Source organism: Micromonospora sp. WMMD1274, assembly GCF_049179035.1.
GTDB classification, from domain to species: domain Bacteria; phylum Actinomycetota; class Actinomycetes; order Mycobacteriales; family Micromonosporaceae; genus Micromonospora; species Micromonospora tulbaghiae.
The window spans coordinates 7261814-7287610 of record NZ_JBMHMG010000001.1; the positions used below are offsets into that span (position 1 = coordinate 7261814).

Here is a 25797-nt window from a genome sequence, read left to right on the forward strand (position 1 = left end):
TCAGATCTTCGGCGTCGCGGCGCGGGCGGCGTCGAAGCGTGCGATCACGTCCGACCAGTTCACCAGGTTCCACAGCCGGTCCACGTAGTCCGGACGCACGTTGCGGTACTGCAGGTAGTAGGCGTGCTCCCAGGCGTCGAAGACCAGCAGCGGCGTGGCGCCCTGGCCGACGTTGCCGTGGTGGTCGTAGACCTGCTCGACGATCAGCCGCTGCCCCAGCGGCTCCCAGGCGAGCACACCCCACCCGGAGCCCTGCACGCTCTTCGTGGCCGCCGACAGCTGGCCGGCGAACGCGTCGAACGAGCCGAAGTGCTCGTCGATCGCCGCGGCCAGCTCGCCGTCCGGACGGTCACCGCCGTCCGGCGACAGGTTCCCCCAGAAGATCGTGTGCAGCACGTGCCCGGACAGGTTGAACGCGAACGTCTTCTCCAGCCCGACCAGCCGGCCGAAGTCGCCCTTCTCGCGAGCCTCCGCGAGCTGCTCCAGACCGTCGTTGGCGCCCTTGACGTACGCCGCGTGGTGCTTGCTGTGGTGCAGCTCCAGGATCTCGCCGGACATGGCGGGCTCCAGGGCGCCGTAGTCGTAGGGCATGTCGGGCAGGGTGTAGAGCGCCATCGATCCTCCATGTTCTTGCCGGTTCCTTGCTGTTGCCAACATAGTGCAACAAGGTGCCGACGGCGCTCCTGTCCCGCCGCGCGGTCAGCGGCGCCGCACCAGGACCACGTGGTCGATCAGCTCGCCGGTCTGGCCGTCCGGGCCGGTGGCGATGCGGCGCGCCGCGCCCAGCCGCTCGGTGTCCCAGCCGTCCGGGTCGAGGCTCATCGCGGCCAGGATCTCCTCCGGTTCGGCGAACCGGTGGTGGCCGGTGTCGGACCCGGCCCACGGCGGCGGCGCGCCGTGCTCGACGACGAGCAGCCGGCCGCCGGGCGCGACCGCCTCGGCCGCCGGGGGCAGCACCGTCTCCCGGGGCAGGACCAGTGGCGACTGGAAGAACTGCGCGGACACGAGGTCGTACCGGCCGGGCGGGAAGCCCTGCGTCAGGTCGTGCCGGACGGTGGTGATCCGCTCCGCCACTCCGGCCCGCTCGGCCTCGACGGCGAGGCGGTCCAGCGCGACGGACGAGATGTCCACTGCGGTGACCCGCCATCCCTTCGACGCCAGCCACACCGCGTCGCCGCCCTCACCGGACCCCAGGTCGAGCACGGTGCCCGGGGGCAGCGCGGCGGCCACCTCGGCCAGGACCGGGTTCACCCGGCCGCTCCAGATCCGGTCCCGCTGGCCGTACCGCTCGTCCCAGAACCGGGCCGGGTCGGTGTCCGCCGCCGGATGCTCGTGGTGGTGCCCCGTCATGTCTGCCTCCTCGCCGCCGGTCGTCTCCCGACCGGCCCCGCCATCGTGCGTCGCCTCGGACCGGACAGCAAGGAACCTTGCCGTTCCGGCAAATCATTGGGCGACCGCAGGATTAACGCACCGCGCCCGTGGGCAGACATTTGTCATCGGACACGCGAACGAGGGAGCTGACGGCATGGCGAAGGGCGACATCGACACCTACCAGCAGGACGGGCAGTGGAAGAACCGCCCGGAGGGCAACGAGCGCGCGACCAGCCGCCACGACACCAAGGCAGAGGCCGAGGCGGCCGGCCGGGAGATGGCGGCCGAGCGCGGCGCCGAGCACGTGATCAAGAAGCAGGACGGCACGATCGGCGAGAAGAACACCTACCCCCGCAGCCGCGACCCCCGGGAGATTCCGGGCTGAGCACTCAGCGCAGACGCGATACGGCGTCGGATCCGAACGGGTCCGGCGCCGTATCGCGTACCGGCGGGTAGTGAGTGGCTGGCTAAAAACTTTTGTTCGGTTCCTACAACGGTCCCCGCTCAGGCTTCGGCCGTTACGACATGGCGCCGCCCGCGCACAGGCGGAAAGGTGAGGCAGGCCGGGGGCATCGCCGCGCCCGGCGCACAGGAGTGGGTCAACCGAAGGGGACGGTCACGTGTTCACCCGTGTCGCCATCGTCAACCGTGGTGAGGCCGCGATGCGGCTCATCCACGCGGTCCGGGAACTGGCCGCGGAGACCGGCAGCCGGATCGAGACCGTCGCGCTGTACACCGACGTCGACCGTACCGCCACCTTCGTCCGCGAGGCGGACGTCGCCTACGACCTGGGCCCAGCGTCCGCCCGCCCGTACCTGGACCTCAAAGCCCTGGAGCGCGCGCTGGTCGAGACCGGCGCGGACGCCGCGTGGGTGGGCTGGGGTTTCGTGGCCGAGGACCCGGCGTTCGCCGAGCTGTGCGAGAAGATCGGCGTGACGTTCGTCGGGCCGAGCCCGGACGCCATGCGCAAGCTCGGCGACAAGATCGGCGCGAAGCTGATCGCCGAGGAGGTCGGCGTGCCGGTCGCGCCGTGGAGCCGCGGCGCGGTGGAGAGCCTGGAGGACGCGCTGCGCGCGGCGGCCTCGATCGGCTACCCGCTGATGCTCAAGGCCACAGCCGGTGGCGGCGGACGCGGCATCCGGGTGATCCGCAGCGACGCCGAGCTGGCCGACGCCTACGAGCGCACCAGCCAGGAGGCCGCGCGGGCGTTCGGCAGCGGCGTGGTGTTCCTGGAGCGCCTGGTCACCGGCGCCCGGCACGTCGAGGTCCAGGTGATCGCGGACGGCCAGGGCACCGCGTGGGCGCTCGGGGTACGGGACTGCTCGGTGCAGCGGCGCAACCAGAAGGTGATCGAGGAGTCCGCGTCGCCGGTGCTGAGCCCGGAGCAGACCGCGGAACTGAAGGCGTCGGCCGAACGGCTGGCGGTCGCCGTCGGCTACCGGGGCGCGGCCACAGTCGAGTTCCTCTACCACCCGGGCGACCGGCTGTTCGCGTTCCTGGAGGTCAACACGCGCCTTCAGGTCGAGCACCCGATCACCGAGTCGACCACCGGGTTCGACCTGGTCAAGGCCCAGCTGCACGTGGCCGGCGGCGGCCGGCTCACCGGCGAGCCGCCGGTCGAGCGCGGGCACGCGATCGAGGCGCGGCTCAACGCCGAGGACCCGGACCGCGACTTCGCCCCCTCCCCCGGCTGGATCACCCGGCTGGACCTGCCCGCCGGTCCCGGTATCCGGGTCGACACCGGGGTCAGCGAGGGCGACACCATCCCGGCCGACTTCGACTCCATGATCGCCAAGATCATCGCGTACGGCCGGGACCGGAACGAGGCGCTGGGCCGCCTGCGCCGGGCGATGGCGAACACCACTGTGGTCATCGCCGGCGGCGCGACGAACAAGAGCTTCGTGCTCGACCTGCTCGACCAGCCCGAGGTGATCGACGCCAGCGCGGACACCGGCTGGATCGACCGGGTACGCGGCGAGGGCCGCCTGGTCGCGCACCGGCACTCCGCCGTGGCGCTCGCCGCCGCCGCGATCGAGGCGTACGAGGAGGACGAGACCGCCGAACGGCAGCGGCTGCTGTCCACGGCGGCCGGTGGACGTCCGCAGGTGCAGCACCGCAGCGGCCGGCCGCTGGACCTGAAGCTGCGCGGCGTGACCTACCGGATGCGGGTGGCCCGGGTCGGCGCGCACCGGTTCCGGGTCGGTGTCGAGGCCGGTGGCGACGTCCGCACCGCCGACGTCGAGCTGGACCGCTTCGACCGGCACACCGGCCAGATCGCCGTCAACGGCGCCCGGTTCCGCCTGCTCACCGACACCCACGGCCCGGTCCACCTGGTCGAGGTGGACGGCGTGACGCACCGGATCAGCCGCGACGAGGGCGGCGTGCTGCGCTCCCCCATGCCTGCGCTCGTGGTCGCCACGCCGCTCGCCGTCGGCGCGGAGGTCGAGGCCGGCGCGCCGGTGCTGGTGCTGGAGGCGATGAAGATGGAGACGGTGCTGCGGGCACCGTTCCGGGCCCGCCTCAAGGAGTCGTCGGTGGCGGTGGGCACCCAGGTGGAGGCCGGCGCGCCGCTGCTGCGCCTGGAGCCGGTCGCCGACGACGACGCCGAGGCCGCCGACGGCCCGGCCGGACCGGCGGTCGAGCTGGACCTGCCCGCCGCGCCCGCGGACGTGCCGGCGCGGTCCCGGGCCGAGCGCGGCCAGGAGGACCTGTGCGCCCTGCTGCTCGGCTACGACGTGGACCCGCACGACGAGCGCCGGGTGCTCGACGACTACCTGGACGCGCGGCGCGCGGCCACCGAGGCCGGGCACCGGCCGCTGGCCGAGGAACTGGAGCTGGTCGGCGTCTTCGCCGACCTGGCCGAGCTGAGCCGGAACCGGCCCGGCGGCGACGACGGGCCGGGCGGGCACGTGCACAGCGCCCGCGAGTACTTCCACACCTACCTGCAGAGCCTCGACGTCGAGCGGGCCGGTTCCCCCGAGTCGTTCCGGGCCCGCCTGGCGAAGGCGCTCGCCCACTATGGCGTCACCGAACTGGACCGCTCCCCCGAGCTGGAGGCCGCGGTCTTCCGGATCTTCCTGGCCCAGCAGCGGGCCGCCGCCGACGCCACGGTGATCGCCGCGCTGCTGCGCTCCTGGCTGCGCGAGCCGCCGCCGGACGAGGCGCTGCGCGAGCCGGCCGGCCTCACGCTGGAGCGGCTCGTCGCGGCCACCCAGGTCCGCTTCCCGGTGGTCGCCGACCTGGCCCGGGGCGTGGTGTTCGCCTGGTTCGCCCAGCCGCTGCTGCGCCGCAACCGGGCCCGGGTCTACGCCCAGGTCCGTACCCACCTGCGGCACCTCGACGCGCAGCCGGACGCGCCGGACCGCGCCGAGCGGATCGCCGAGATGGTCCGCAGCACCGAACCGCTGGTCCGGCTGCTCGGCCAGCGCCTGGTCCGCAACGACCTGGACAACGCGGCCATGCTGGAGGTGCTGACCCGCCGCTACTACGGCAACAAGGCGCTCACCGAGGTGCGTACCCGCACCGCCGGTGGTTGCACGTTCGTGGTGGCCGGGCGGGACGGGTCGAGCGTGGTCTCGGCCGCCGTACGCTTCGACGCGCTCGGCGACGCGCTGCGCGGCCTGGCCGAGGTGGCCCGCGACTGCGAGGCCGTCGACGCGGACGTCTACCTGGCCTGGGAGAACCAGCCGGAGGACCTGGACGCCACCGCCGCCGCGCTGCTGGACGTGGTCAACGCGCACCCGCTGCCGCAGCAGGTACGCCGCCTCACCACCACCGTCGCCGGGCGTGGTGGCGCGGTGATGCACCACCACGTCACGTTCCGCCCGGCGGAGGGCGGCGGGATGGCCGAGGAGCGGCTGATCCGCGGCCTGCACCCGTACATCGCGCAGCGGATGCAACTGGAACGGCTGCGCGAGTTCGACCTGACCCGGCTGCCGTCGCTGGACGAGGAGGTCTACCTGTTCCAGGCGGTGGCCCGGCAGAACCCGTCCGACCAGCGGCTGGTGGCGTTCGCGCAGGTGCGTGACCTGACCGAGCTGCGGGAGCAGGACGGCCGTCTGGTGGCGCTGCCGACCACCGAGGACACGGTGGCGGCCTGCATCGACTCGATCCGCCGGGCGCAGTCGCGGCGGCCGTCGAAGTCGCGGTTCCCGACCAACCGGATCGTCGTCTACGTGTGGCCGCCGAGCGAGCTGACCCGCGAGGAGATGGAGCTGATCGCCGGGCGGGTACGCCCGACCACTGTGGGCGCCGAGCTGGAGGAGATCCTGTTCATCGCGCGGCAGCGCGACCGGCGTACCGGCGAGCTGACCAAGGTGGGCGTGCGGATCACGTTCGACGTGACCGGGCACGCGCAGCTGACGGTCGGCGAGCCGCCGGCCGAGCCGGTCGAGCCGCTGGACGACTACCGGCTGAAGGTGCTGCGGGCGGCCGGGCGCAACACGGTCTACCCGTACGAGCTGACCGGCCTGCTGGGCGACTTCGTCGAGCACGACCTGGACGCGGACCACCAGCTGGTGCCGGTGGACCGGCCGAAGGGCCGCAACAGCGCGGCGATCGTAGCCGGTGTGGTGACCACCCCGACGCTGCGGCACCCGCAGGGCGTGACCCGGGTGGTGCTGCTGGGCGACCCGACCAAGTCGCTGGGCGCGCTGTCCGAGCCGGAGTGCCGGCGGGTGATCGCCGCGCTGGACCTGGCGCAGCGGATGGGCGTGCCGCTGGAGTGGTACGCGTTGAGCGCCGGCGCCCGGATCTCGATGACCTCCGGCACCGAGAACATGGACTGGGTGGCCGCGGCGCTCAAGCGCATCGTCGAGTTCACCCAGGACGGCGGTGAGATCAACATCGTGGTGGCCGGCATCAACGTCGGCGCCCAGCCGTACTGGAACGCCGAGGCGACGATGCTCATGCACACCAAGGGCGTGCTCGTCATGACGCCGGACTCCGCGATGGTGCTCACCGGCAAGCAGTCGCTCGACTTCTCCGGCGGCGTCTCGGCCGAGGACAACTTCGGCATCGGCGGCTACGACCGGGTGATGGGCCCGAACGGGCAGGCGCAGTACTGGGCGCCGGACCTGCCGGCCGCGCGGGACGTGCTGATGGCGCACTACGACCACACGTACGTCGCGCCGGGCGAGCACGCCCCGCGCCGGGCCGTCACGATGGACCCGGTGGACCGGGACGTCTGCGGCTATCCGCACGCGGTGGCCGGCAGCGACTTCGCCACGGTGGGCGAGATCTTCTCCGCCACCGCCAACCCGGACCGCAAGAAGCCGTTCGACATCCGTACCGTCATGCGGGCGCTCGCCGACCAGGACCACCCGGTGCTGGAGCGGTGGGCCGGCATGGCCGACGCGGAGACCGCCGTGGTGCAGGACGTGCACCTCGGCGGCATCCCGGTGTGCCTGCTCGGCATCGAGTCCCGCTCGGTGCCCCGGCACGGCTTCCCGCCCACCGACGGCCCGGACACCTACACCGCGGGCACGCTGTTCCCGCGCTCGTCGAAGAAGGCCGCGCGGGCGATCAACGCGGCGAGCGGCAACCGGCCGCTGGTCGTGCTGGCCAACCTGTCCGGCTTCGACGGCTCACCCGAGTCGATGCGCAAGCTGCAACTGGAGTACGGCGCGGAGATCGGCCGGGCGATCGTCAACTTCCGCGGCCCGATCGTGTTCTGCGTGATCTCGCGCTACCACGGCGGCGCGTTCGTGGTCTTCTCCAAGGCGCTCAACCCGGACATGACGGTGCTGGCGATCGAGGGGTCGTTCGCCTCGGTGCTCGGTGGCGCGCCCGCCGCGGCCGTGGTGTTCGCCGGCGAGGTCGCCGCCCGCACCGCCGCCGACGCGCGGGTACGCGACCTGGAGGCGAAGGTCGCCGCCGCGGCCGGCACCGAGCGGGCGACGCTCACCGCCGAGCTGGACGAGCTGCGCTCGTCGGTGCGGGCGGAGAAGCTGGGCGAGGTGGCCGCCGAGTTCGACCGGGTGCACAGCATCCAGCGCGCGGTCGAGGTCGGTTCGGTCGACGCGGTGATCCGGGCCGCCGAGCTGCGTCCCCGCGTCATCGAGGCGATCGAGGCGCGCCTGCGCTGACACGTTCCATCGCCGGACGGCGGGCGGGCCTGCGGGTCCGCCCGCCGTTTCGCGTGCGCCGGTGCTTGACGGGCCGCCGGTCGCGTGGTGTGCTCAGTTGGTAATGGAAACCGTGTTCTTTAGCGCTCCGGAGGAGACATGTCGCTCACCGTTCCGCCCGCCCTGCTACACGCCGCCGAGACCGGTCCCGTGAACGAGGAGGAGTTCGTCGCCTGCGTCCGCGACTCCCTGCCGTACGCCTGGGAGACGGTCAGCCGGGTCGCTGCCGACCTGGCCGCGTCCGACGCCGAGTTCGCCGACAACGTGGTGCCGCCGCCCGGCGACGCCGAGCGCGGGCAACTGCTGCGCGCGCTGGCCAGCGACGCGATCCGCGCCGGCCTGGAGCGGCACTTCGGGGTGACGCTGGCGTTCCAGAACTGCCACCGGGTCGCGGCGTTCCGCCCCGGCGCGGGAGGCTCCGAGGCGTACCGCCGGTTCACCTCCAGCCGCGGCCAGTTGCTCAACCAGTCGCCGGCGCTGCGCAACTGCTGACCGGACGCGCGGGCGGGCCACCGCCCGCCCGGGCACCGCTCAGGCGGCGCAGCGGTCGCAGGTGCCGAAGATCTCCAGGGTGTGCCCGACGTCGGTGAAGCCGTGCTGGGCGGCGACCTGGTCGGCCCACCGCTCGACGGCCGGGCCGGCCACCTCCACGGCCCGGCCGCAGCGGCGGCAGACCAGGTGGTGGTGATGGCGGCTCTGGCTGCACCGGCGGTAGAGGTGCTCGCCGCCGGGCAACCGCGCCGAGTCGATCTCGCCGTTGTCGACGAGCATCTGGAGCGTCCGGTACACGGTGGTCAGGCCGACCTTCGCCTGCCGCTGGACGAGCATCTGGTGCAGCTGCTGCGCGCTGTGGAAGCCGTCCAACTCCCGCAGCAGCGCCAGCACCTCGGCGCGCTGACGGGTGTTGCGGGTCGCCCCGGTCGTCGCCTGGGTCACCGTCGCCTCCCTCGTCCGGGCGCCCGCCCGGCACCCTCGTCCGGCCGCGGCCGCGCCCGGCGCGCCACGTGACACCCGGAACCATTATGCCTTCCGGCCGCACCGCCGATCCCGGGTCCGGGACGCTCCGCCGCCTGCGGTGTGACGTGCCCGACCGCCCCGGCCGGAACTATCCGGCGTGCCGCGCCGACAAACGGTACGAACACCGGATCTTCGAGGGGACGACGTCATGCCCAGCACCACCAGCCGCCGCTTCCTGCGCCCGGCGGCCCTGATCGGCGCCGCCGTGCTCGCCGCGTCGGTCACCGCCTGCGGGTCCTCCGGCACGCCGTCCGCCGCCCCGCCGGGCTCGGCGTCGGCGTCGGCGAGCGCGGCGGCGGGCGTGCTCACCGTCAGCGACCCGTGGGTGAAGGCCGCCGACAAGGGCATGACCGCCGCGTTCGCAACGCTCGCCAACGACGGCGACACCGACGTCACGATCACCGGGGTGACCACCGACGTGTCCCGGGCCGAGATCCACGAGATGGCCATGACCGACGGGACGATGACGATGCGGCAGAAGCAGGGCGGCGTCGTCGTCGCCGCCCGCTCCCGGGCCGCCCTGGAACCCGGCGGCGACCACCTGATGCTGATGGACCTGACCCGCCCGGTGCGGGCCGGCGACCAGCTCGACATCACGCTCACCTTCGCCGACGGCCGGACCCAGACGTTCACCGCCGTGGCGAAGCCGTTCACCGGCGCCCAGGAGACGTACGCCCCCGGACACGGCGCGAGCCCGGCGTCATGACCGGCACCGGCACACCCGCCCGCCGGGTGAGCCGGCGTGGCCTGCTCACCGGCGGCGCGATGGCCGCCGGGGGCGCGCTGACCGGCGCGGGCGCCCTCGCCGTCGTCCGTCCCCAGGGGGTACGCCCCGACGACGCCGTCCCGGTGGCACACGTCGGCAGCGCGGTCGAGCCGTTCCACGGCACCCGGCAGTCCGGCGTCACCACCGACCCGCAGGCACACGCGGCGTTCGTCGCGTTCACGCTGCGCCCCGGCACCGACCGGGCGGCGCTCGGGCGGATGCTGCGGCTGCTCTCCGACGACGCGGCCCGGCTCACCCAGGGCCGCCCGGCGTTGGCCGACACCGAGCCGGAACTGAGCGTGCTGCCGGCCCGGCTCACCGTCACGTTCGGCTTCGGCCCCGGGCTCTACGCCGCCGCCGGGCTCGACGACCGCCGGCCCGCCTCGGTGGCCGAGCTGCCCGCGTTCGGCATCGACCGGCTGCAACCCCGCTGGTCCGGCGGGGACCTGCTGCTCCAGATCTGCGCCGACGACCCGCTCACCGTCGCCCACGCCCAGCGGGTCCTGGTCAAGGACAGCCGCCCGTTCGCCGTCGTCCGCTGGGTGCAGCAGGGCTTCCGCCGGGCGGCCGGCGCCGAGCCGGGGCGTACCCAGCGCAACCTGTTCGGGCAGCTCGACGGCACCGCCAACCCGAAGCCCGGCACGCCGGCCGACACCGCGGTGTGGGTGACTGACGGACCGGACTGGCTGCGCGACTCGACGACGCTCGTGGTGCGGCGGATCAGCATGAACCTGGAGACCTGGGACCTGCTGGGCCGCACCGACCGGGAGCTCGCCGTCGGGCGGCGTCTCGACACCGGCGCGCCGCTGACCGGCCGGGCCGAACACGACGAGCCGGACTTCGCCGCGCTCGGCCCGGACGGGCTCACCGTCATCCCCGACTTCTCGCACCTGACCCGGGCCCGCGTCACCGACGACCGGCAGAAGATCCTGCGCCGGCCCTACAACTACGACGGCGTGCCGACTCCCGAGGGGAACGCGGACAGCGGCCTCGTCTTCGCCTCGTACCAGGCCGACGTCGCCCGCCAGTTCCTGCCCGTCCAACGCCGGCTCGCCGAGCGCGACCTGCTCAACGAGTGGACCACCCCGATCGGCTCCGCCGTGTTCGCCGTACCGCCCGGCTGCCCCGAGGGCAGCTGGATCGGCCGGCAACTGCTCGGCTGACCACCACAGGAAGGCGCGTCATGCGTACCCGTTCCGTCACCGCGCTGCTCGCCGCGGTCCTCACCGCACTGCTGCTGGTCCCGGCCACGCCCGCGGCGGCGCACAACTCGCTCCAGGAGGCCACGCCCGCGCGCGACGCCCGGCTCACCGCCGCGCCGACGCAGGTCACGCTGCGGTTCCTGCAACGGCTGAACCCCTCGTTCACCACCATCACGGTCAGCGACGCCGGTCAGCGCACGGTGCCCACCTCCGCACCGGCGGTGGACGGCGCCACCGGCACGGTGACGATCGACGAGCCGCTGGGCAACGGCACCTACACCGTCGCGTACCGGGTGGTGTCCCGCGACGGCCACCCGGTCCAGGGGTCGTACCGCTTCACCGTCGCCGACCCGGCCGCGCCCGCGCCGTCCGCTCCCGCGTCGTCGGCGGCTCCCGCGTCGACCGGCACGGACGCCGCGGGCGAGCCGGATGCCTCGGTCGCGCGGTCCGGCGACGACGACCGGCCGGTCGCGCTGCTGGCCGGTGGGGCGGTCGCCGGGCTGCTCGTGGTCGCCGGGATCGCGCTGCTGGTCGCGCGCCGGGCGCGCGCTCGTCGCACTGACCACTGACGACCGGACCGCACGGCGGGATCGCGGCGGGGTGCACGGGCCCTCGGCGGGCCGGCCCCGGGTGAGTGAGCGCCGGCCCGTCGGCGGGCCGGCGACGGTGAGCGGGCCGCGAGCGGCTCAGCGGGCGGGCGGCGGGCCGACGCTGCGGCGCGGCACCAGCGTCGGCGCGATCGTCTGCCGCAGCGGCCCGACGGTCGGCGACTCGATCTGTGCCAGGAGCAGGTCGAGGCTGGCCGCGGCGACCGCGCCGAAGTCCGGCCGCACCGTGGTCAGCGGCGGGATGAAGTACGCCGCCTCGGGGACGTCGTCGAACCCGACCACGCTGATGTCGTCGGGGACGCGGCGGCCGTGCTCGTGCAGCGCCCGCAGCACGCCCAGCGCCAGGTGGTCGTTGGCGGTGAAGACGGCGGTGACCTCCGGCATCCGGGCCAGCATCTGCCCGCACCGGTAGCCCGCCGCCGCCGACCAGTCGGCCGGGACCAGCGGCGGGATCTCGGCGCCGGCCTGCCGCAGCGCCTCGCGCCACCCCTCGATCCGGCCGGCGCTGTCGAACCAGTCCGACGGGCCGGACACGTGCCACACCGTGCGGTGCCCGGCGGCGAGGAGGTGCTCGGTGGCGGCCCGGGCGCCGGCGACCTGGTCGACAGTCACCAAGGGGATCGGCCGGCGCGGGTCGCCGTCGACAGTCACCAGCGGCACGTCCTGGGGCAGCCGTTCCAGCGCCTCCCCGGCGGACTCGACCGGCGCGATGACCACTATGCCGGCGACCCGGTGCGCCAGGTGCCGTTCCACGGCGGCCGAGATGGAACGGTGGTCGAGGTCGCGGACGCTGCCGACGCTCACCGCGAAACCGGCCTCGGCGGCCGCCTGCTCCAGCGCGGCCAGCAGTGACGCCGGACCGTAGAGCGTGGTGTTCTGCGCGACCACGCCGATCACCTGGGACCGGCCGGTCACCAGTGCGCGGGCCGCGCGGTTGGGCCGGTAGCCGAGTTCGGTGATGGCGGCCTGCACCCGCAGCCGGGTCTGCTCACGCACGTTGGGATGCCCGTTGAGCACCCGGGAGACCGTCTGGTGCGACACCCCGGCGAGGCGGGCCACGTCCGTCATCGCAGGACCGCGCACGGCCACCTCACTTTCGCCACTGCCCGCGGCCACACCCGGTCGATCTCGACCGGACCGGCCCGGGTGGCGACAGTCTACGCCAGCGGTCCCATCGGTATCGGCACCGTGGATCGACCGTTCACATCGTGGCGCGGCGATATCGCGGAATCGACCGACGGCTCATTCCCTTCCGTTACGCAGCGGCGTGAACAGGCAGCTCGGGAGCTGTGGAATTGAGCCCGGGGTGCGGCATTTCCGGTGATTGCCGGTGCCCCACCCCGGGCTATTGAAGATGTGTCAACGGCCGCGAATGGTGACCGTTGTCACGGTGTTGTCAGCGAGAACTGCCGCACCGTCACCGCGCCACCCAGCGATTGGGTGGCGTAGTTGAAGAAGCCGAACCGGTACCCCATGAAGAACTGCCACGCGTTGTTGAGCGTCAGCGCGTTCCCGAGCGGTACGAAGTTCACCCCGTCGGTGCTGTAGGAGAACCGCGCCTGCCGTCCGGAGCCGGGCCGGATGTCGGCGTTGGCCCGCAGCCAGATCCGCCCGCCGGACACCGCCGCACTGGCGATCTCCGTACCGGTGCTGGTGGTGTTCCAGTTGTTCGAGCCCATGGTCAGGCCGTTCGTCATCACCACCCGCGTCGCGCCGTTGTCCCGCCGTACGCCGATCCAGGCCGAACTGTCGCGCAGCATCGCCAGGCCGGCCCGGTCACCGTCGCGCATGCCCGAGTAGTCCAGCTCGATCGTGCCGGTCGAGGTGGGGCCCTGGATGCGGTGGGTGAGCGTGTTGCGGGCCCGGTACAGGTCGTTCGTCACACTGGCGGTCTGCAGGCGCAGGCCGTTGTTCACCGACCACCTGCTGTTGTCCGGGTTGTGGTTCCACTCGTACTGCACGCCGAGCGTGGTGCCGGAGAACGTGTCGGTGCCGGTGAGCGGCTTGACCGGGCGGGTCGGCAGCGGGTTGGGGTAGCTCGCGCCCCAGGTGCCGTTGACGGTCTGCACCTGCGGCCAGCCGTCGGAGGTCCAGGTGATCGGCGCCAGCGTCGGCATCCGGCCGCCCGGGTAGGCGTCGGTGAACGCCATGTAGTACCAGGCGCCGGTCTGCGTCTGCACCAGCCCGCCCTGGTGCGGCACGCCGCCGCCGGAGATCGGGCCGGGCAGGTTGAGCAGCACCTGCCGCTGCTCGTACGGGCCGAACGGGCCGTTCGTGGACTTCAGCACGTACTGGCCGTTGGCCGGACGGGTCAGCCAGATGTAGTACGCGCGGTTGCGCTTGTAGAAGCGCGCGCCCTCCAGCGTGCCGATGCTCGACGGCGTCTGGTAGACCTGCTGGGCCCGGACCTGGCTGCGCCCGTCGGCGGAGAGCTGGGCCACGCTGATCGTGCCGTTGCCGTACGCGACGTACATGGTGTCGTTGTCGTCGATCAGCATGCCGGCGTCGTAGTAGCAGTTGGGGATGGTGGCCAGGCGGCTCCACGCCCCGTCGACGGCGCCCGCGGTGTAGATGTGGGTCTGCGCGAAGTCGATGCACCCGGCCCAGTAGAACGTGCGGTTGCTCGGCCGGTAGTTCAGCGTCGACGCCCAGATGCCGTCCACGTACGCGTGCTCACTGCTGCTCAGGTCGTACTTCGAGCCGAAGTCCAGCCGCGGTACGGAGTGCCCGGCGAACTCCCAGTTCACCAGGTCCCAGGAGCGCAGCACCGGCGCGCCCGGCGAGTAGTGCATGGTGGAGGCGGACATGTAGTAGACGTCGCCGACCCGGATGATGTCGACGTCGGCGAAGTCCTGCCAGACGGCCGGGTTGGTGAAGCTGCCGCCCGGGGTGCCCGGGTTGCCGGGGTTGTCGCCGACGCGGACGAGCTGCCACTGCTGGTTCGCGCCGTTCCAGTCGTCGTACTGGACGATGTTGCCGCCGTCGGCGGTGGAGGCGTTCTGCACCTCCACCACCTTGTTCGAGTTCCGGTTGATCAGCCGGACGTACCCGCTGTCGGAGTCGGCCAGCCGGAACTGCTGGTTGGTGCCGCCGTGGTCGGTCCACTGGACCACCGCCGCGCCGTTGGCGGTGGACGCGCCGGTCACGTCGAGCACCTTGCCCGAGTGCCGGGAGCGCAGCCGGTAGTAGCCACCGCCGGAGTCCACGAACTGCCACTGCTGCCAGGCGCCGTCGTTGCGCGTCCACTGGGTGATCCGCGCGCCGTCGTTGGTGGCCTGGTTGTACAGGTCCAGCGCCTTGCCGCTGTTGCGGTTCACCAGCACGTAGTACGCGCTGGTGTCCACAGTGGCGGCCGATACCGGCGCCGGTACGGCGCCCACCACCACGCCGCCGACAAGCAGCGCCACCACCCCGGCCAGCAGCCGGGACAGGCTTCCACGCCCACGGGACAGTCGAGCCGTCACCACGATCCTCCTTCGTCGACCGGAGCCCGGGCGCGGCGGCACGCGCCGACGACGGCGGCGTTATCGCTAACAGCGACGCCCACCCAGGCGAGAGTCGGATCCCTGGCAACTGCGGCGCAGATCGCGCCCGGAACGGCCCGCGAGCGGTGCCGGTGACCCTATCCATCGACTGTGAGCGATAACATGCCGTTCGTCAAGGCGTAACGTGCGGCCCGCCGCGCGGGCCGGCACGGACGGCGGGCGGCGGCTCAGAAACCCCGGGCGAGCCGGTAGTACGCCTGGTTCCAGCGCAGCTCGTCGGCGAAGCGGTGCGGGCGCGTCTCGGCGTCGATGACCACCAGTTCGGTCCGGGCCATCGCGGCCAGGTCGCGCAGCTCCTCCACGCCGACGGCCTGGGAGAGCACGGTGTGGTGCGGTGCGCCGGCGGTGATCCACGCCTCCGCCGAGCCGGCCAGGTCGGGCTGCGGACGCCAGACCGCGCGGGCCACCGGGAGGCGGCGCAGCGGGTGCGGCGGCGGCACCACGTCCACCGCGTTGGCGACCAGCCGGAACCGCTCCCCCATGTCCGCCATGCCCAGCACGACAGCCGGGCCCGGCGCCGCGTCGAACACCAGGCGTACCGGGTCCTCCCGCCCGCCGATGCTCAGCGGGTGCACCTCCGCGCTCGGCACGTCGGCGGCGATGCTCGGGCACACCTCCAGCATGTGCGCGCCGAGGATCAGCTCCTGACCGAACGTCAGGTCGTAGGTGTAGTCCTCCATGAACGAGGTGCCGCCCGGCACGCCGACGGCCATCGCCTTGAGCGTGTGCACCAGCACCGAGGTCTTCCAGTCCCCCTCGCCGCCGAAGCCGTAGCCGTCGGCCATCAGGCGCTGCACCGCGATGCCGGGGAGCTGCCGCAGCCCGCCGAGGTCCTCGAAGTTCGTGGTGAACGCCCGGAACCCACCGGCGTCGAGGAACGCGCGCAGGCCCAGCTCCTGGCGCGCCGCGTACCGCAGGGAGTCGTGCCGGTCCCCACCGGGCCGCAGCTCGGACGCGACGCGGTAGGTGTCGTCGTACTCCTTGACCAGGTCGTCGACCTGGGCCTCGGGCACCTGGTCGACGGCGGCGACCAGGTCGTTGACGCCGTAGGTGTTGACCGAGACGCCGAAGCGCAGCTCGGCCTCGACCTTGTCCCCCTCGGTGACCGCGACGTCGCGCATGTTGTCGCCGAAGCGGGCCAGCCGCAGCGTCCGCACCGCCGACCAGCCGATCGCGGCGCGGGCCCACGCCGCGACCCGCCCGACGACCCGCGGGTCGGTGACGTGACCGGCGACGGTCTTGCGGGCCACCCCGAGCCGGGTCTGGATGAACCCGAACTCCCGGTCGCCGTGCGCGGCCTGGTTGAGGTTCATGAAGTCCATGTCGATCTCGTCCCACGGCAGCGCCACGTTGGCCTGCGTGTGCAGGTGCAGCAGCGGCGTGCGCAGCGCGTCCAGCCCGGAGATCCACATCTTGGCCGGGGAGAACGTGTGCATCCAGGCGATCACCCCGACCGCGCCCTGCGCCGCCGCGTCCCGGCAGGCCGCGAGGATGTCCGCGCTGGAGGTGAGGACCGGCTTCCAGACCACGCGTACGGGGATGTCCGGCGACTCGTCCAGGCGCGCGGCGATCTGCCGGGACTGCTCGGCGACCTGCCGCAGGGTGTCCTCGCCGTAGAGGCCCTGGCTGCCGGTGAGGAACCAGACCTCGGGCTGGGGGTGAGTTGCCATGTTGTTGCCTTCCGCGCTAGGAACCGTCACTTGAACCGGATGCCGATGAGGCGCTGGAGGAGGATGAACGCGAACAGCAGGCCGCCGATCACGATCTTGGTCCACCAGGAGTTGAGGCTGCCGTCGAACGTGATCAGGGTCTGGATCACGCCCAGCACCAGCACGCCGAGCACGGTGCCGAAGACGTACCCGGAGCCGCCGGTGAGCACGGTGCCGCCAATCACCACGGCGGCGATCACGTCCAGCTCCATCCCGACGGCGATCAGCGGCGCGCCGGACAGCGTGTAGAACGACAGCAGGATGCCGCCGATCGCCGAGCAGAGCCCGCTGATCGTGTAGACGGCGATCCGGGTCCGCGCCACCGGCAGGCCCATCAGCAGGGCCGACTGCGCGTTGCCGCCGACCGCGTACACGTTGCGGCCGAACCGGGTGTACGCCAGCACGTACGCCGCGATCAGCACCACCGCGAACGCGATCAGCACGCTGATCGACACGAAGTTGCCGGCCGGGTCGCCGATGCGCTGCTGCGACATCGAGGTCCAGAAACCGTCGGTGATGGAGATGGAGGAGTCGCTGATGAACGTGCACATGCCCCGGGCGAAGAACATCCCGGCGAGTGTCACGATGAACGGCTGGATCTCGAAGAAGTGGATCGCGCAGCCCATCAGGAAACCGAGCGTCGGGCCGATCAGCAGCGCGATCACCAGCACCAGGGCCGCGGGCAGGCCGTCGCGCAGCAACGACGCCGACACCATCGCGGTCATCGCCACCACCGAGCCGACTGACAGGTCGATACCGCCGGTGAGGATCACGAACGTCATGCCCACCGCGACGACGAGCAGGAACCCGTTGTCGATGAAGACGTTGAAGACGACCTGGACGTTGGAGAAGGCGCGGTACTGGGACACGCCGATGCCGTACATGACCAGCAGCAGGGCGAGCGTGGCCAGCACCGGGACGTGCCGCCGGGGCAGGCTGGGCCGCCAGGACCGGCCGGTGGTCAACGACGTGCTGCTCATGCCGGCACCTGCTCCTTCTCCCGCTGCGGGGCCGCCGGGCCGGGTTCGGCCCCGCGCCGGCGCCGGCGCAGCCGGGCCCGGAACGCCGGAGCCTGGACGAGGCAGACGGCGATGACGACGACCGCCTTGAACAGCAGCGACGTCTGCGGCGAGATGTTCATGGCGTACACCGTGGTGGTCAGGGTCTGGATGATCAGCGCGCCGAGGACGGTGCCGCCGAGGGAGAACCGGCCGCCGGCCAGCGAGGTGCCGCCGATGACGACCGCCAGGATCGCGTCGAGCTCGATCCACAGACCGGCGGCGTTGCCGTCGGCGCTGGAGACGTTGGCGGTGACCATGAAACCGGCGAGCGCCGCGCAGACGGCGCTGATCACGTAGACGAGGAAGACGATGCGCCGCGACCGGATGCCGGCGAGCCGGCTGGCCTCGGCGTTGCCGCCGACCGACTCGACGATCAGCCCCAGCGCGGTGCGCCGGGTGAACGCGGCCACGAGCAGCGCGGCGGCGAGCGCGATCAGGATGGCCAGCGGCAGCGTCAGGAAGTGCCCGAGCCCGATCGCCCGGTACGGACCGGAGTTGATGGTGATGATCTGGCCCTCGGTGACGAGCTGGGCGATGCCCCGCCCGGCCACCATGAGGATCAGCGTGGCGATGATCGGCTGGATGCCGATGACCGCCACGAGTATCCCGTTCCACGCGCCGAGCACGAGCGCGGCGCCGAAGGCCAGGGCGAGCGCGGTGGCCACAGTGGCCGGGCTGTTCTGGTCGGCCGCCCCGCTGATGTGCAGGCAGGCGATCGCGCCGCTGATCGCGCAGAGCGAGCCGACCGACAGGTCGATGCCGCCGGTGGCGATGACGAGCGTCATGCCGAGCGCGACCAGGATCAGCGGCGCGCTCAGCCGGAGGATGTCGATCGGCGTGCCGTACAGATGGCCGTTCTTGACCTCGACGGCGAGGAAGCCGGGACGGTAGACGGTGTTCGCGGCGATCATGACCACGAGCACGAGTGCCGGCCAGAACAGGCGGTGGCCGGTCAGCGGGCGGAGGCGGTCGGCGACGGCGGTCATCGGGTCACCTCCTCCCGGGGCGTTCCACTGGCGATGGTGCGCATGACGCGGTCGGCGTCGAGCGTGTCGTCGTTGTCGAGCTGGGCGACCATCTCCCGGTCGCGCATGACCGCGACCCGGTGGCTCAGGCGCAGCACCTCCTCCAGCTCGGCGGAGATGAACAGCACCGCCATGCCGCCGTCGGAGAGCTGCACCACCAGCTTCTGGATCTCGGCCTTGGCACCGACGTCGATGCCGCGGGTCGGCTCGTCCAGGATCAGCAGGCGCGGCTCGGTGATCAGCCAGCGGGCCAGCAGCACCTTCTGCTGGTTGCCGCCGGAGAGGTTGCGCACCGGCAGCTCCGGGTTGGCCGGGCGGATGCTCAGCGCCTCGACGTACTTGCGGACCAGCTCGTCCTGGCGGCGGCGCGGGATCGGCCGCAGCCAGCCGCGCGCGGCCTGCATCGCCAGGATCATGTTCTCCCGGACCGTGAGTTCCGGGACGATGCCCTCGGCCCGGCGGTTCTCCGAGCAGAACCCGACGCCCTGGCCGATGGCCTGGATCGGGTTGCGCACCGGCGCCCGGCCGCCGTCGAGCCGGACCTGGCCGTGGTCGGCCCGGTCCGCGCCGAAGATCAGCCGTGCCACCTCGGTGCGGCCGGAGCCGAGCAGGCCGGCCAGGCCGACCACCTCACCGGCGTGGATGCGCAGGCTGAACGGGGCGACCGCGCCGCGCCGGCCCAGCTCGGCGGCGTCCACGAGCGGGGCCTCGTCACCGGCGTCGACGGTGGCGCGCTTCTGCTGCTCGTCGAGCCGCTCCAGCACGTCCAGCTCCTGCCCGATCATCTTCTCGACCAGGCTGAACTGCGGCAGCTCCTCGGTGCGGTACTCCCCCACGAGCCGGCCGTTGCGCAGCACGGTGATCCGGTCGGCGATGCCGTAGACCTGGTCGAGGAAGTGGGTGACGAACAGGATCGCGATCCCCTCGTCACGCAGCTGCCGCATGATCCGGAACAGCTGCGCCACCTCGCCGGCGTCCAGGCTGGACGTCGGCTCGTCCAGGATCAGCACCCGCGCCCGCACGTCGATCGCCCGGGCGATGGCGACCATCTGCTGCACCGCCAGCGAGTACGAGCCGAGCGGCGCGGAGACGTCGAGGTCGAGGTCGAGCCGGGCCAGCAGGTCGCGGGCCCGGCGGCGCATCTCGCCCCAGCGCACCGCGCCGAAGCGGCGGGGTTCCCGGCCGATGAAGACGTTCTCCGCCACCGACAGGTTGGTGCAGAGGTTGACCTCCTGGTAGACGGTGCTGACACCGGCCGCGGCGGCCTGCATCGGACCGGTGAACGAGACCTGCTCGCCGTCGAGCGTGACGACGCCCGCGTCGGTCCCGTAGACGCCGGTCAACACCTTGATCAGGGTGGACTTGCCGGCGCCGTTCTCGCCCATCAGGGCGTGGACCTCGCCCGGGAACAGCCGGAAGTCGACGTCGTGCAGCGCGCGGACCCCGGGGAAGGTCTTGCTGATGCCGGTCATGGTCAGGACCGGACGGTTACCCGTCATCCCATCGGACCTCTTCTTCGACGGTGGTGGTACGGGGGCCGCCGTCGGTTGCGACGGCGACCCCCGGGGTGACTCAGTACTTGCGGTTGGGCAGTGCCTCCTTGGCCTGCTCCTGGGTGAACGTGGTCTCCTCGGTCTCGATCCGGGCGGGCACCTCCTCGCCGGCCTTGACCTTCTTGACCAGGTCCATCAGCTGCGGGCCGAGCAGCGGGCTGCACTCGGCGATGAAGTTGAACTTGCCGTCCGCGAGGGCCTGCATGCCGTCCTTCACCGCGTCGACGGTGATGATGGTGATGTCCTTGCCGGGCGTCTTGCCGGCCGCGGTGATCGCCTCGAGCGCGCCCAGGCCCATGTCGTCGTTGTGCGCGAAGAGCACGTCGATCTTCGGGTTGGCCTTGAGGAACTGCTCCATCACCTGCTTGCCGCCGGCGCGGGTGAAGTCACCGGACTGGGAGGCGACGATCTTCAGGTTGGGGTTGGCGGCGATGGCCTCGGCGAAGCCCTTCTTCCGGTCGTTGGCCGGCGCCGAGCCGGTGGTGCCCTGAAGCTCCACGATGGTGACCGGGCCGGACGCCGCCTTCTTCTGCTCCACCAGCCACTCGCCGGCGAGGCGGCCCTCCTTGACGAAGTCCGAGCCGAGGAACGTCTTGTAGAGCGACTTGTCGGCCGAGTCGACGGCGCGGTCGGTCAGGATCACCGGGATCTTGGCGTCCTTGGCCTCCTTGAGCACGGTGTCCCAGCCCGACTCCACCACCGGCGAGAAGGCGATCACGTCGACCTTCTGCTGGATGAAGTTGCGGATCGCCTTGATCTGGTTCTCCTGCTTCTGCTGGGCGTCGTCGAACTTCAGCTCGATGCCCGCCTCGGCCGCCGCCTCCTTGATCGAGGTGGTGTTGGCGGTACGCCAGCCACTCTCGGCGCCCACCTGGGAGAAGCCCAGGACGATCTTGTCGTTGCCGTCGCCGGAACCGCCGCCGGTGTCGCTGTTGCCGCACGCGGCCATGCTGGCGGCGAGCAGCACGCCGGCGAAGGCCGCTATGACCGTGCGTGCCGTGCTCCTGCTTCTCATCGATTCTCCTCCGGGGTTGGATGTTCCGGGCGCGCGACCGGTGGGAACCGGCGCGGCCCGGGTGTGGTGGTGGGGGGGTGCGCGGCGCTGTCCGGGGTCAGGGCGCCGGCGGGCGTTGGCCGTACACGTTCTGGTAGCGGTCGTAGAGCGAGTCGATGTCGGCCGGCGCGATCGGCACCGGCTGCCCGAGCGCGCGGGCCAGGTGTGCGGTACGGGCGACGTCCTCGCACATCACCGCGGCCTTGACCGCCGCCCGGGCGTCGCGGCCGATGGTGAAGACGCCGTGGTTGCGCATGAGCACCGCGGGTGATCGGTGCCCGGACAGCGTGCTGACGATGCCCTTGCCGATGTCGTCGCCGCCGATCAGCGCGAACGGCCCGATCGGGATCTCCCCGCCGAACTCGTCGGCCTGCGCGGTCAGCCAGCACGGGATCGCCTCGCCGCGGGCCGCCCAGGCGGTGGCGTATCCGCTGTGCGTGTGCACGACGCCGCCGACCTCGGGCATCGCGCGGTAGACGTAGGCGTGCGCGGCGGTGTCGCTGGACGGGGCGCCGTCGCCGTCGACGACCGTGCCGTTGAGGTCGCAGACCACCATGGCCTCGGCGGTCAGGTCGTCGTAGTCGACCCCGCTGGGCTTGATGACCATCAGCTCCTGACCGGGTACGCGGGCCGAGACGTTGCCGGCGGTCCAGGCCACCAGGTCGTAGCGGGTCAGCTCGCGGTGCAGGCGGGCCACCGTCTCGCGCAGCGCGGCCACCTGGCGGGTCACCTCGGTGTTCATCCGACCACCTCCAGGGTCGCGGGGGCGCGGTCCGCGGCGGCGTCGACGGCCGCGTTGCGGATCGCCCGCAGGCGGAGCATGACGTCGTTCGCGCCGCGACCGAAGTGGTCGTGCAACGCGCGGTACTCGGCGTACAGGGCGTCGTAGGCGCGCACGTTCTCCGGTACGGGCCGGTAGACGGCCTCGTCGATGCGCCCCATCGCGGCGGACGCCTCGTGGATCGTCGGGTACGCCCCGGCGGCCACCGCCGCGTGGATGGCCGAGCCGAGCGCCGGGCCCTGGGCGGAGCCGATGATGCTCAGCGGCCGGTTCGTGACGTCGGCGTAGATCTGCATGAGCAGCCGGTTGGAGGTGAGTCCACCGGCCACCACCAGGTCGTCGACCGGCACGCCGGCCTGCGCGAACGCCTCGACGATCATCCGGGTGCCGTACGCGGTGGCCTCCAGCAGCGCCCGGTAGACGTCCGGCGGCCGGGTGGCGAGCGTCAGCCCGACGACCATCCCGCTGAGGTCGTGATTGACCAGCAGGGACCGGTTGCCGTTCCACCAGTCCAGCGCCACCAGCCCGTGCGCGCCGACCGGCTGGGCGGCGGCGGCCTCGGTGAGCTGCTCGTGCGAGTCGAAACCGGCCGGGGCGGCGTGGCGTACGAACCAGCCGAAGATGTCCCCCACGCCGCTCTGCCCGGCCTCGAAGCCCCAGGCGCCGGGGCTGATGCCGCCGTCGACGACACCGCACATGCCCGGCACCTCGGCCGGGTGCGTGCCGTTGAGGACGTGGCAGGTGGAGGTGCCCATGATGGCGACCAGCCGGCCGGGCCGCAACGCCTGGGCCGCGGCGGCGGTGACGTGCGCGTCGACGTTGCCGGCCGCGACCGCGATGCCCTCGGGCAGCCCGGTCCAGGCGGCGGCGCGGGCGCTGAGCGAGCCGGCCCGCGCGCCCAGCGGCAGCAGCGGACCGTCCAGCTTGGTCACGAAGTCGGCGAAGCCGGGGGCGAGCGCGGCCAGGTAGTCGGCCGACGGGTAGTGGTCGTCCTGCCGGATGCCCTTGTAGCCGGCGGTGCAGACGTTGCGCGTCTCGGCGCCGCACAGCTGCCACACGATCCAGTCGGCGGCCTCGATGAAGCGCTCGGCCCGGCGGTAGACCTCCGGGTCCTCCTCCAGGATCTGCAGGCCCTTGGCGAACTGCCACTCCGCGGAGATCTTGCCGCCGTAGCGGCCGAGCCACGGCTCGCCGCGTTCGGCCGCCAGCGCGTTGATCCGGTCGGCGTGCGGCTGCGCGGCGTGGTGCTTCCAGAGCTTCACCCAGGCGTGCGGCCGGTCGCGCAACTGCGGGATCTCGCACAGCGGCGTGCCGTCGGCGAGCGTCGGGAGCACGGTGCAGGCGGTGAAGTCGATGCCGATGCCCACCACCCGGGACGGGTCCACGCCGGCCTCGGCGAGCGCGGCCGGCACCGCGTGGCGCAGCACGTCGCGGTAGTCGTCGGGGTCCTGCAGGGCCCAGTCCGGGGGCAGCGCCGGGCCGCCGTCGGGAAGCGCGGTCTCGATGACCCCGCGCCGGTACTCGTGCACCGCCGTACCCAGTTCGGCGCCGTCACGGACGCGGACCACCAGTGCCCGCCCGGACAGCGTGCCGAAGTCGACGCCGATCACGTACCGGTCGGACGCGTCCACTTCGCTCATTTGCACCTCCGCCGTGTCACGGAGTTAGTGTTAGCGCTCACATATACATCCGTCAAGACACGTCCAAGCAACAGCTGCGTAACGAGCGGCGGCGCCCGGAACCGGCGTCCGCCGCCCCGCACGGACCGGCCCGGCCGCCGGCCCAGAGATCCACGCCGACGGCGCGGCCAGACCCCGGACCGACGGCCTGTTAGCGACAACAATCGATGGAACTTCCGGAAAATCTCTCGGCACTTCCGCCACCCCTGACCCGAGCCCTCGGACGCCGCCGCGGACCGCTCAGAGGGCCGCTCAGCGGCCCTTTTTCTCGCGACGACGCCCTCGGCAGCCGGTCGCCGCAGGCCACCCGAAGGTGGTGAGCCTATTTACAGTGTTTGATGTCAGCGATAACATTTCGCCATCCCCACACACTGTGGCGCCGCTGTCCGGGAAACCCCGGCGCCGCAGCCGGGCGGCGACGGACGGCGACCCCGTCGACCGCCGGAACCCCACCACCCACGAGCGCCCGCCGGCACCGACCGGCCGCTGGAACTGCCGTGCCGCATCCGTCCCCTGGACCACGGGCGACGCCGTGCGACCGGCGGGCCGCTCCCCTCCGGGCGCCGGCACGGACGGCGCCCGGCCACCGAGGAGGACGCAGTGCGCAAATGGACCCGACGGACGCTCGCCGTCCTGGGTGTCGCGGCGGTGGCGCTCGCTGCCACAGTCACCGACCAGGCCGTGGCCCCACGCCCCGCCCGGGCGCTGGACAACGGCGTCGCCCGGACCCCGCCGATGGGGTGGAACACCTGGAACACCTTCGGCTGCAACATCAACGAGACGCTCATCCGCCAGACCGCCGACGCGATCGTCGCCAACGGCCTGCGCGACCTCGGATACAAGTACGTCGTCGTGGACGACTGCTGGTTCAACCCGAACCGGGACGCGCAGGGCAACCTCCAGGCGCACCCGCAGCGGTTCCCCAGCGGGATGAAGTCGCTCGGTGACTACCTGCACGCCCGCGGCCTGCTGTTCGGCATCTACCAGGTGCCGCTGGACAAGACCTGCGCCCAGGTCGGCGGCGCGTTCCCCGGCGCCACCGGCAGCCTCAACCACGAGTACCAGGACGCGCGGCAGTTCGCCGCCTGGGGCGTGGACTACCTCAAGTACGACTGGTGCTCCGGCACCGGGACGATCAACGACCAGGTGGCGCGGTTCGGCATCATGCGCGACGCGCTGGCGTCCACCGGCCGGCCGATCGTCTACAGCATCAACCCCAACAGCTACCACGCCAAGACCGGGCCGCAGCGCAACTGGAGCGACGTGGCGAACCTCTGGCGGACCACCGAGGACATCACCAACGCCTGGAACACCGGCCAGACCAACGGCTACCCGATGGGCATCCAGAACATCGTCGACGTCACGGTGCCGCTGGCCGGGTACGCCGCCCCCGGCGGGTTCAACGACCCGGACATGCTCGAGGTGGGCAACGGTGGCATGAACGACACCGAGATGCGCAGCCACTTCGCGCTCTGGTCGATGCTCGCGGCGCCGCTGATGATGGGCAACGACGTACGGTCGGCGAGCGCGGCCACGCTGGCGATCCTGCGCAACGCGAACCTGGTCGCGATCAACCAGGACACGCTCGGCCGCCAGGCGGTCCAGGTCTCCTTCGACGGCACCCGGCGGGTGCTGGCCAAGCCGCTGGCCAACGGCGACGTGGCGGTCGCCCTGTTCAACCAGGGCAGCTCGACCACCACGGTCTCCACCACGGCGGCGGCGGTCGGCAAGAGCGGCAGCTCGTTCACGTTGCGCGACGCCTGGACCGACGCCACCTCCAGCAGCAGCGGCGCGATCTCCGCCAGCGTCCCGGCGCACGGCACGGTGGTCTACCGGGTCAGCGGCGGCGGCACCACCACCCCGCCGCCGGTCCCGACCACGTTCCGGCTGCGCAGCGAGTCGTCCGGCCGGTGCCTCGACGTCGACAACGCCGGCACCGCGAACGGCACCGGGACGCTGATCTGGGACTGCCACAACAACGCCAACCAGCAGTTCACCGCCAACGGGCAGGCGTTGCAGGTGCTGGGCAAGTGCCTGGACGTGCCGACGAACGCGACGGCCGGCACCCGGGTGCAGATCTGGGACTGCAACGGCGGCACCAACCAGCAGTGGACGATCAACGGCAACGGCACGGTGAGCAACGTGCGCTTCCCGTCCCTGTGCCTCGACGTCGACAACGCGGGCACCGCCAACGGCACGCGGGTGATCGTCTGGACCTGCCACGGCAACACCAACCAACGGTGGAGCCGGGTGTGAGCGGCTGCGGCCGGTGAACGGCGGTCGGCCGGACGAAGGGGCGAG

At 72.4% G+C, this 25797-nt stretch carries 19 protein-coding genes; 7 read left to right on the forward strand and 12 right to left on the reverse strand.

Annotated elements, in window-relative coordinates:
* Nucleotides 1-615, reverse strand: coding sequence for a superoxide dismutase (locus ACN27D_RS34335; RefSeq protein ID WP_358171645.1), 615 nt, complete (start codon nt 613-615; stop codon nt 1-3).
* An 84-nt stretch (nt 616-699) separates the two neighbouring features.
* A complete protein-coding gene (locus ACN27D_RS34340; protein ID WP_421501016.1) occupies nt 700-1350 on the reverse strand; it encodes a class I SAM-dependent methyltransferase in 651 nt (216 codons plus the stop codon).
* 175 nt (nt 1351-1525) lie between these two features.
* Between ACN27D_RS34340 and ACN27D_RS34345 the strand changes: the two genes are divergently transcribed.
* From ACN27D_RS34345 to ACN27D_RS34355, 3 genes are all read left to right on the forward strand, one after another.
* Nucleotides 1526-1756 (forward strand): DUF2188 domain-containing protein, encoded by a 231-nt coding sequence (locus tag ACN27D_RS34345; RefSeq protein WP_013286814.1) that lies wholly within the window; start codon nt 1526-1528, stop codon nt 1754-1756.
* A 235-nt stretch (nt 1757-1991) separates the two neighbouring features.
* A complete protein-coding gene (locus tag ACN27D_RS34350; protein ID WP_421501017.1) occupies nt 1992-7457 on the forward strand; it encodes a carboxyl transferase domain-containing protein in 5466 nt (1821 codons plus the stop codon).
* A gap of 138 nt (nt 7458-7595) precedes the next feature.
* Complete coding sequence (locus ACN27D_RS34355) at nt 7596-7988, forward strand: SCO5389 family protein (RefSeq protein ID WP_120569497.1); 393 nt, start codon at nt 7596-7598, stop codon at nt 7986-7988.
* A 39-nt stretch (nt 7989-8027) separates the two neighbouring features.
* Here the strand turns inward: ACN27D_RS34355 and ACN27D_RS34360 are convergent, their stop codons facing one another.
* Complete coding sequence (locus ACN27D_RS34360; protein WP_013286817.1) at nt 8028-8432, reverse strand: Fur family transcriptional regulator; 405 nt, start codon at nt 8430-8432, stop codon at nt 8028-8030.
* A gap of 229 nt (nt 8433-8661) precedes the next feature.
* Between ACN27D_RS34360 and ACN27D_RS34365 the strand changes: the two genes are divergently transcribed.
* The 3 genes from ACN27D_RS34365 to ACN27D_RS34375 are packed head-to-tail and all read left to right on the forward strand — an operon-like array spanning nt 8662 to nt 11050.
* A complete protein-coding gene (locus ACN27D_RS34365) occupies nt 8662-9219 on the forward strand; it encodes a copper chaperone PCu(A)C (RefSeq protein ID WP_121683734.1) in 558 nt (185 codons plus the stop codon).
* Entirely contained in the window at nt 9216-10442 is a 1227-nt protein-coding gene (locus tag ACN27D_RS34370; RefSeq protein ID WP_421501018.1) for a Dyp-type peroxidase, read from the forward strand. The genes ACN27D_RS34365 and ACN27D_RS34370 overlap by 4 nt, the downstream gene beginning before the upstream one ends.
* A 20-nt stretch (nt 10443-10462) precedes the next feature.
* Nucleotides 10463-11050 carry a copper resistance CopC family protein gene (locus ACN27D_RS34375; protein WP_421501019.1) on the forward strand — a complete coding sequence of 196 codons (588 nt, stop codon included), beginning with the start codon at nt 10463-10465 and terminating at the stop codon, nt 11048-11050.
* Nucleotides 11051-11167: 117 nt separating this feature from the next.
* Here ACN27D_RS34375 and ACN27D_RS34380 read toward each other — a convergent pair whose 3' ends face one another.
* From ACN27D_RS34380 to araB, 9 genes are all read right to left on the reverse strand, one after another.
* Nucleotides 11168-12157 (reverse strand): LacI family DNA-binding transcriptional regulator, encoded by a 990-nt coding sequence (locus ACN27D_RS34380; protein WP_199733094.1) that lies wholly within the window; start codon nt 12155-12157, stop codon nt 11168-11170.
* A 317-nt stretch (nt 12158-12474) separates the two neighbouring features.
* A complete protein-coding gene (locus tag ACN27D_RS34385) occupies nt 12475-14553 on the reverse strand; it encodes an RICIN domain-containing protein (protein ID WP_421501020.1) in 2079 nt (692 codons plus the stop codon).
* Nucleotides 14554-14801: 248 nt separating this feature from the next.
* Complete coding sequence (gene araA / locus ACN27D_RS34390) at nt 14802-16304, reverse strand: L-arabinose isomerase (protein ID WP_120569493.1); 1503 nt, start codon at nt 16302-16304, stop codon at nt 14802-14804.
* 26 nt (nt 16305-16330) lie between these two features.
* Entirely contained in the window at nt 16331-17323 is a 993-nt protein-coding gene (gene yjfF / locus ACN27D_RS34395) for a galactofuranose ABC transporter, permease protein YjfF (protein WP_091417258.1), read from the reverse strand.
* Nucleotides 17320-18390 (reverse strand): ABC transporter permease, encoded by a 1071-nt coding sequence (locus ACN27D_RS34400; RefSeq protein WP_120569492.1) that lies wholly within the window; start codon nt 18388-18390, stop codon nt 17320-17322. Before ACN27D_RS34400 ends, yjfF begins: the two co-directional genes overlap by 4 nt.
* Nucleotides 18387-19928 (reverse strand): sugar ABC transporter ATP-binding protein, encoded by a 1542-nt coding sequence (locus ACN27D_RS34405; protein WP_121683731.1) that lies wholly within the window; start codon nt 19926-19928, stop codon nt 18387-18389. The genes ACN27D_RS34400 and ACN27D_RS34405 overlap by 4 nt, the downstream gene beginning before the upstream one ends.
* Before the next feature lie 73 nt (nt 19929-20001).
* Nucleotides 20002-20997 (reverse strand): ABC transporter substrate-binding protein, encoded by a 996-nt coding sequence (locus tag ACN27D_RS34410; RefSeq protein ID WP_120569490.1) that lies wholly within the window; start codon nt 20995-20997, stop codon nt 20002-20004.
* A gap of 97 nt (nt 20998-21094) precedes the next feature.
* Complete coding sequence (locus tag ACN27D_RS34415; protein WP_199733093.1) at nt 21095-21778, reverse strand: L-ribulose-5-phosphate 4-epimerase; 684 nt, start codon at nt 21776-21778, stop codon at nt 21095-21097.
* On the reverse strand, nt 21775-23457 hold the full coding sequence (araB, locus tag ACN27D_RS34420; protein WP_421501021.1) for a ribulokinase: 1683 nt from the start codon (nt 23455-23457) through the stop codon (nt 21775-21777). Before araB ends, ACN27D_RS34415 begins: the two co-directional genes overlap by 4 nt.
* 639 nt (nt 23458-24096) lie before the next feature.
* Between araB and ACN27D_RS34425 the strand changes: the two genes are divergently transcribed.
* The gene (locus ACN27D_RS34425) at nt 24097-25752 is read left to right on the forward strand and encodes a glycoside hydrolase family 27 protein (RefSeq protein WP_120569488.1); all 1656 of its coding nucleotides are present in this window, start codon (nt 24097-24099) and stop codon (nt 25750-25752) included.
* Nucleotides 25753-25797 lie beyond the last annotated feature (45 nt).

Excerpts from the sequence above, each read along its gene's own strand:
- ACN27D_RS34370 (WP_421501018.1), top strand. The coding sequence starts at position 9,216 with ATGACCGGCACCGGCACACCCGCCCGCCGGGTGAGCCGGCGTGGCCTG.
- araB (WP_421501021.1), bottom strand. The coding sequence starts at position 23,457 with ATGAGCGAAGTGGACGCGTCCGACCGGTACGTGATCGGCGTCGACTTC.
- ACN27D_RS34340 (WP_421501016.1), bottom strand. The coding sequence starts at position 1,350 with ATGACGGGGCACCACCACGAGCATCCGGCGGCGGACACCGACCCGGCC.
- ACN27D_RS34335 (WP_358171645.1), bottom strand. The coding sequence starts at position 615 with ATGGCGCTCTACACCCTGCCCGACATGCCCTACGACTACGGCGCCCTG.
- araA (WP_120569493.1), bottom strand. The coding sequence starts at position 16,304 with ATGGCAACTCACCCCCAGCCCGAGGTCTGGTTCCTCACCGGCAGCCAG.
- ACN27D_RS34375 (WP_421501019.1), top strand. The coding sequence starts at position 10,463 with ATGCGTACCCGTTCCGTCACCGCGCTGCTCGCCGCGGTCCTCACCGCA.
- ACN27D_RS34365 (WP_121683734.1), top strand. The coding sequence starts at position 8,662 with ATGCCCAGCACCACCAGCCGCCGCTTCCTGCGCCCGGCGGCCCTGATC.
- ACN27D_RS34415 (WP_199733093.1), bottom strand. The coding sequence starts at position 21,778 with ATGAACACCGAGGTGACCCGCCAGGTGGCCGCGCTGCGCGAGACGGTG.
- ACN27D_RS34355 (WP_120569497.1), top strand. The coding sequence starts at position 7,596 with ATGTCGCTCACCGTTCCGCCCGCCCTGCTACACGCCGCCGAGACCGGT.
- ACN27D_RS34410 (WP_120569490.1), bottom strand. The coding sequence starts at position 20,997 with ATGAGAAGCAGGAGCACGGCACGCACGGTCATAGCGGCCTTCGCCGGC.
- ACN27D_RS34405 (WP_121683731.1), bottom strand. The coding sequence starts at position 19,928 with ATGACGGGTAACCGTCCGGTCCTGACCATGACCGGCATCAGCAAGACC.
- ACN27D_RS34380 (WP_199733094.1), bottom strand. The coding sequence starts at position 12,157 with ATGACGGACGTGGCCCGCCTCGCCGGGGTGTCGCACCAGACGGTCTCC.
- ACN27D_RS34345 (WP_013286814.1), top strand. The coding sequence starts at position 1,526 with ATGGCGAAGGGCGACATCGACACCTACCAGCAGGACGGGCAGTGGAAG.
- ACN27D_RS34400 (WP_120569492.1), bottom strand. The coding sequence starts at position 18,390 with ATGACCGCCGTCGCCGACCGCCTCCGCCCGCTGACCGGCCACCGCCTG.
- yjfF (WP_091417258.1), bottom strand. The coding sequence starts at position 17,323 with ATGAGCAGCACGTCGTTGACCACCGGCCGGTCCTGGCGGCCCAGCCTG.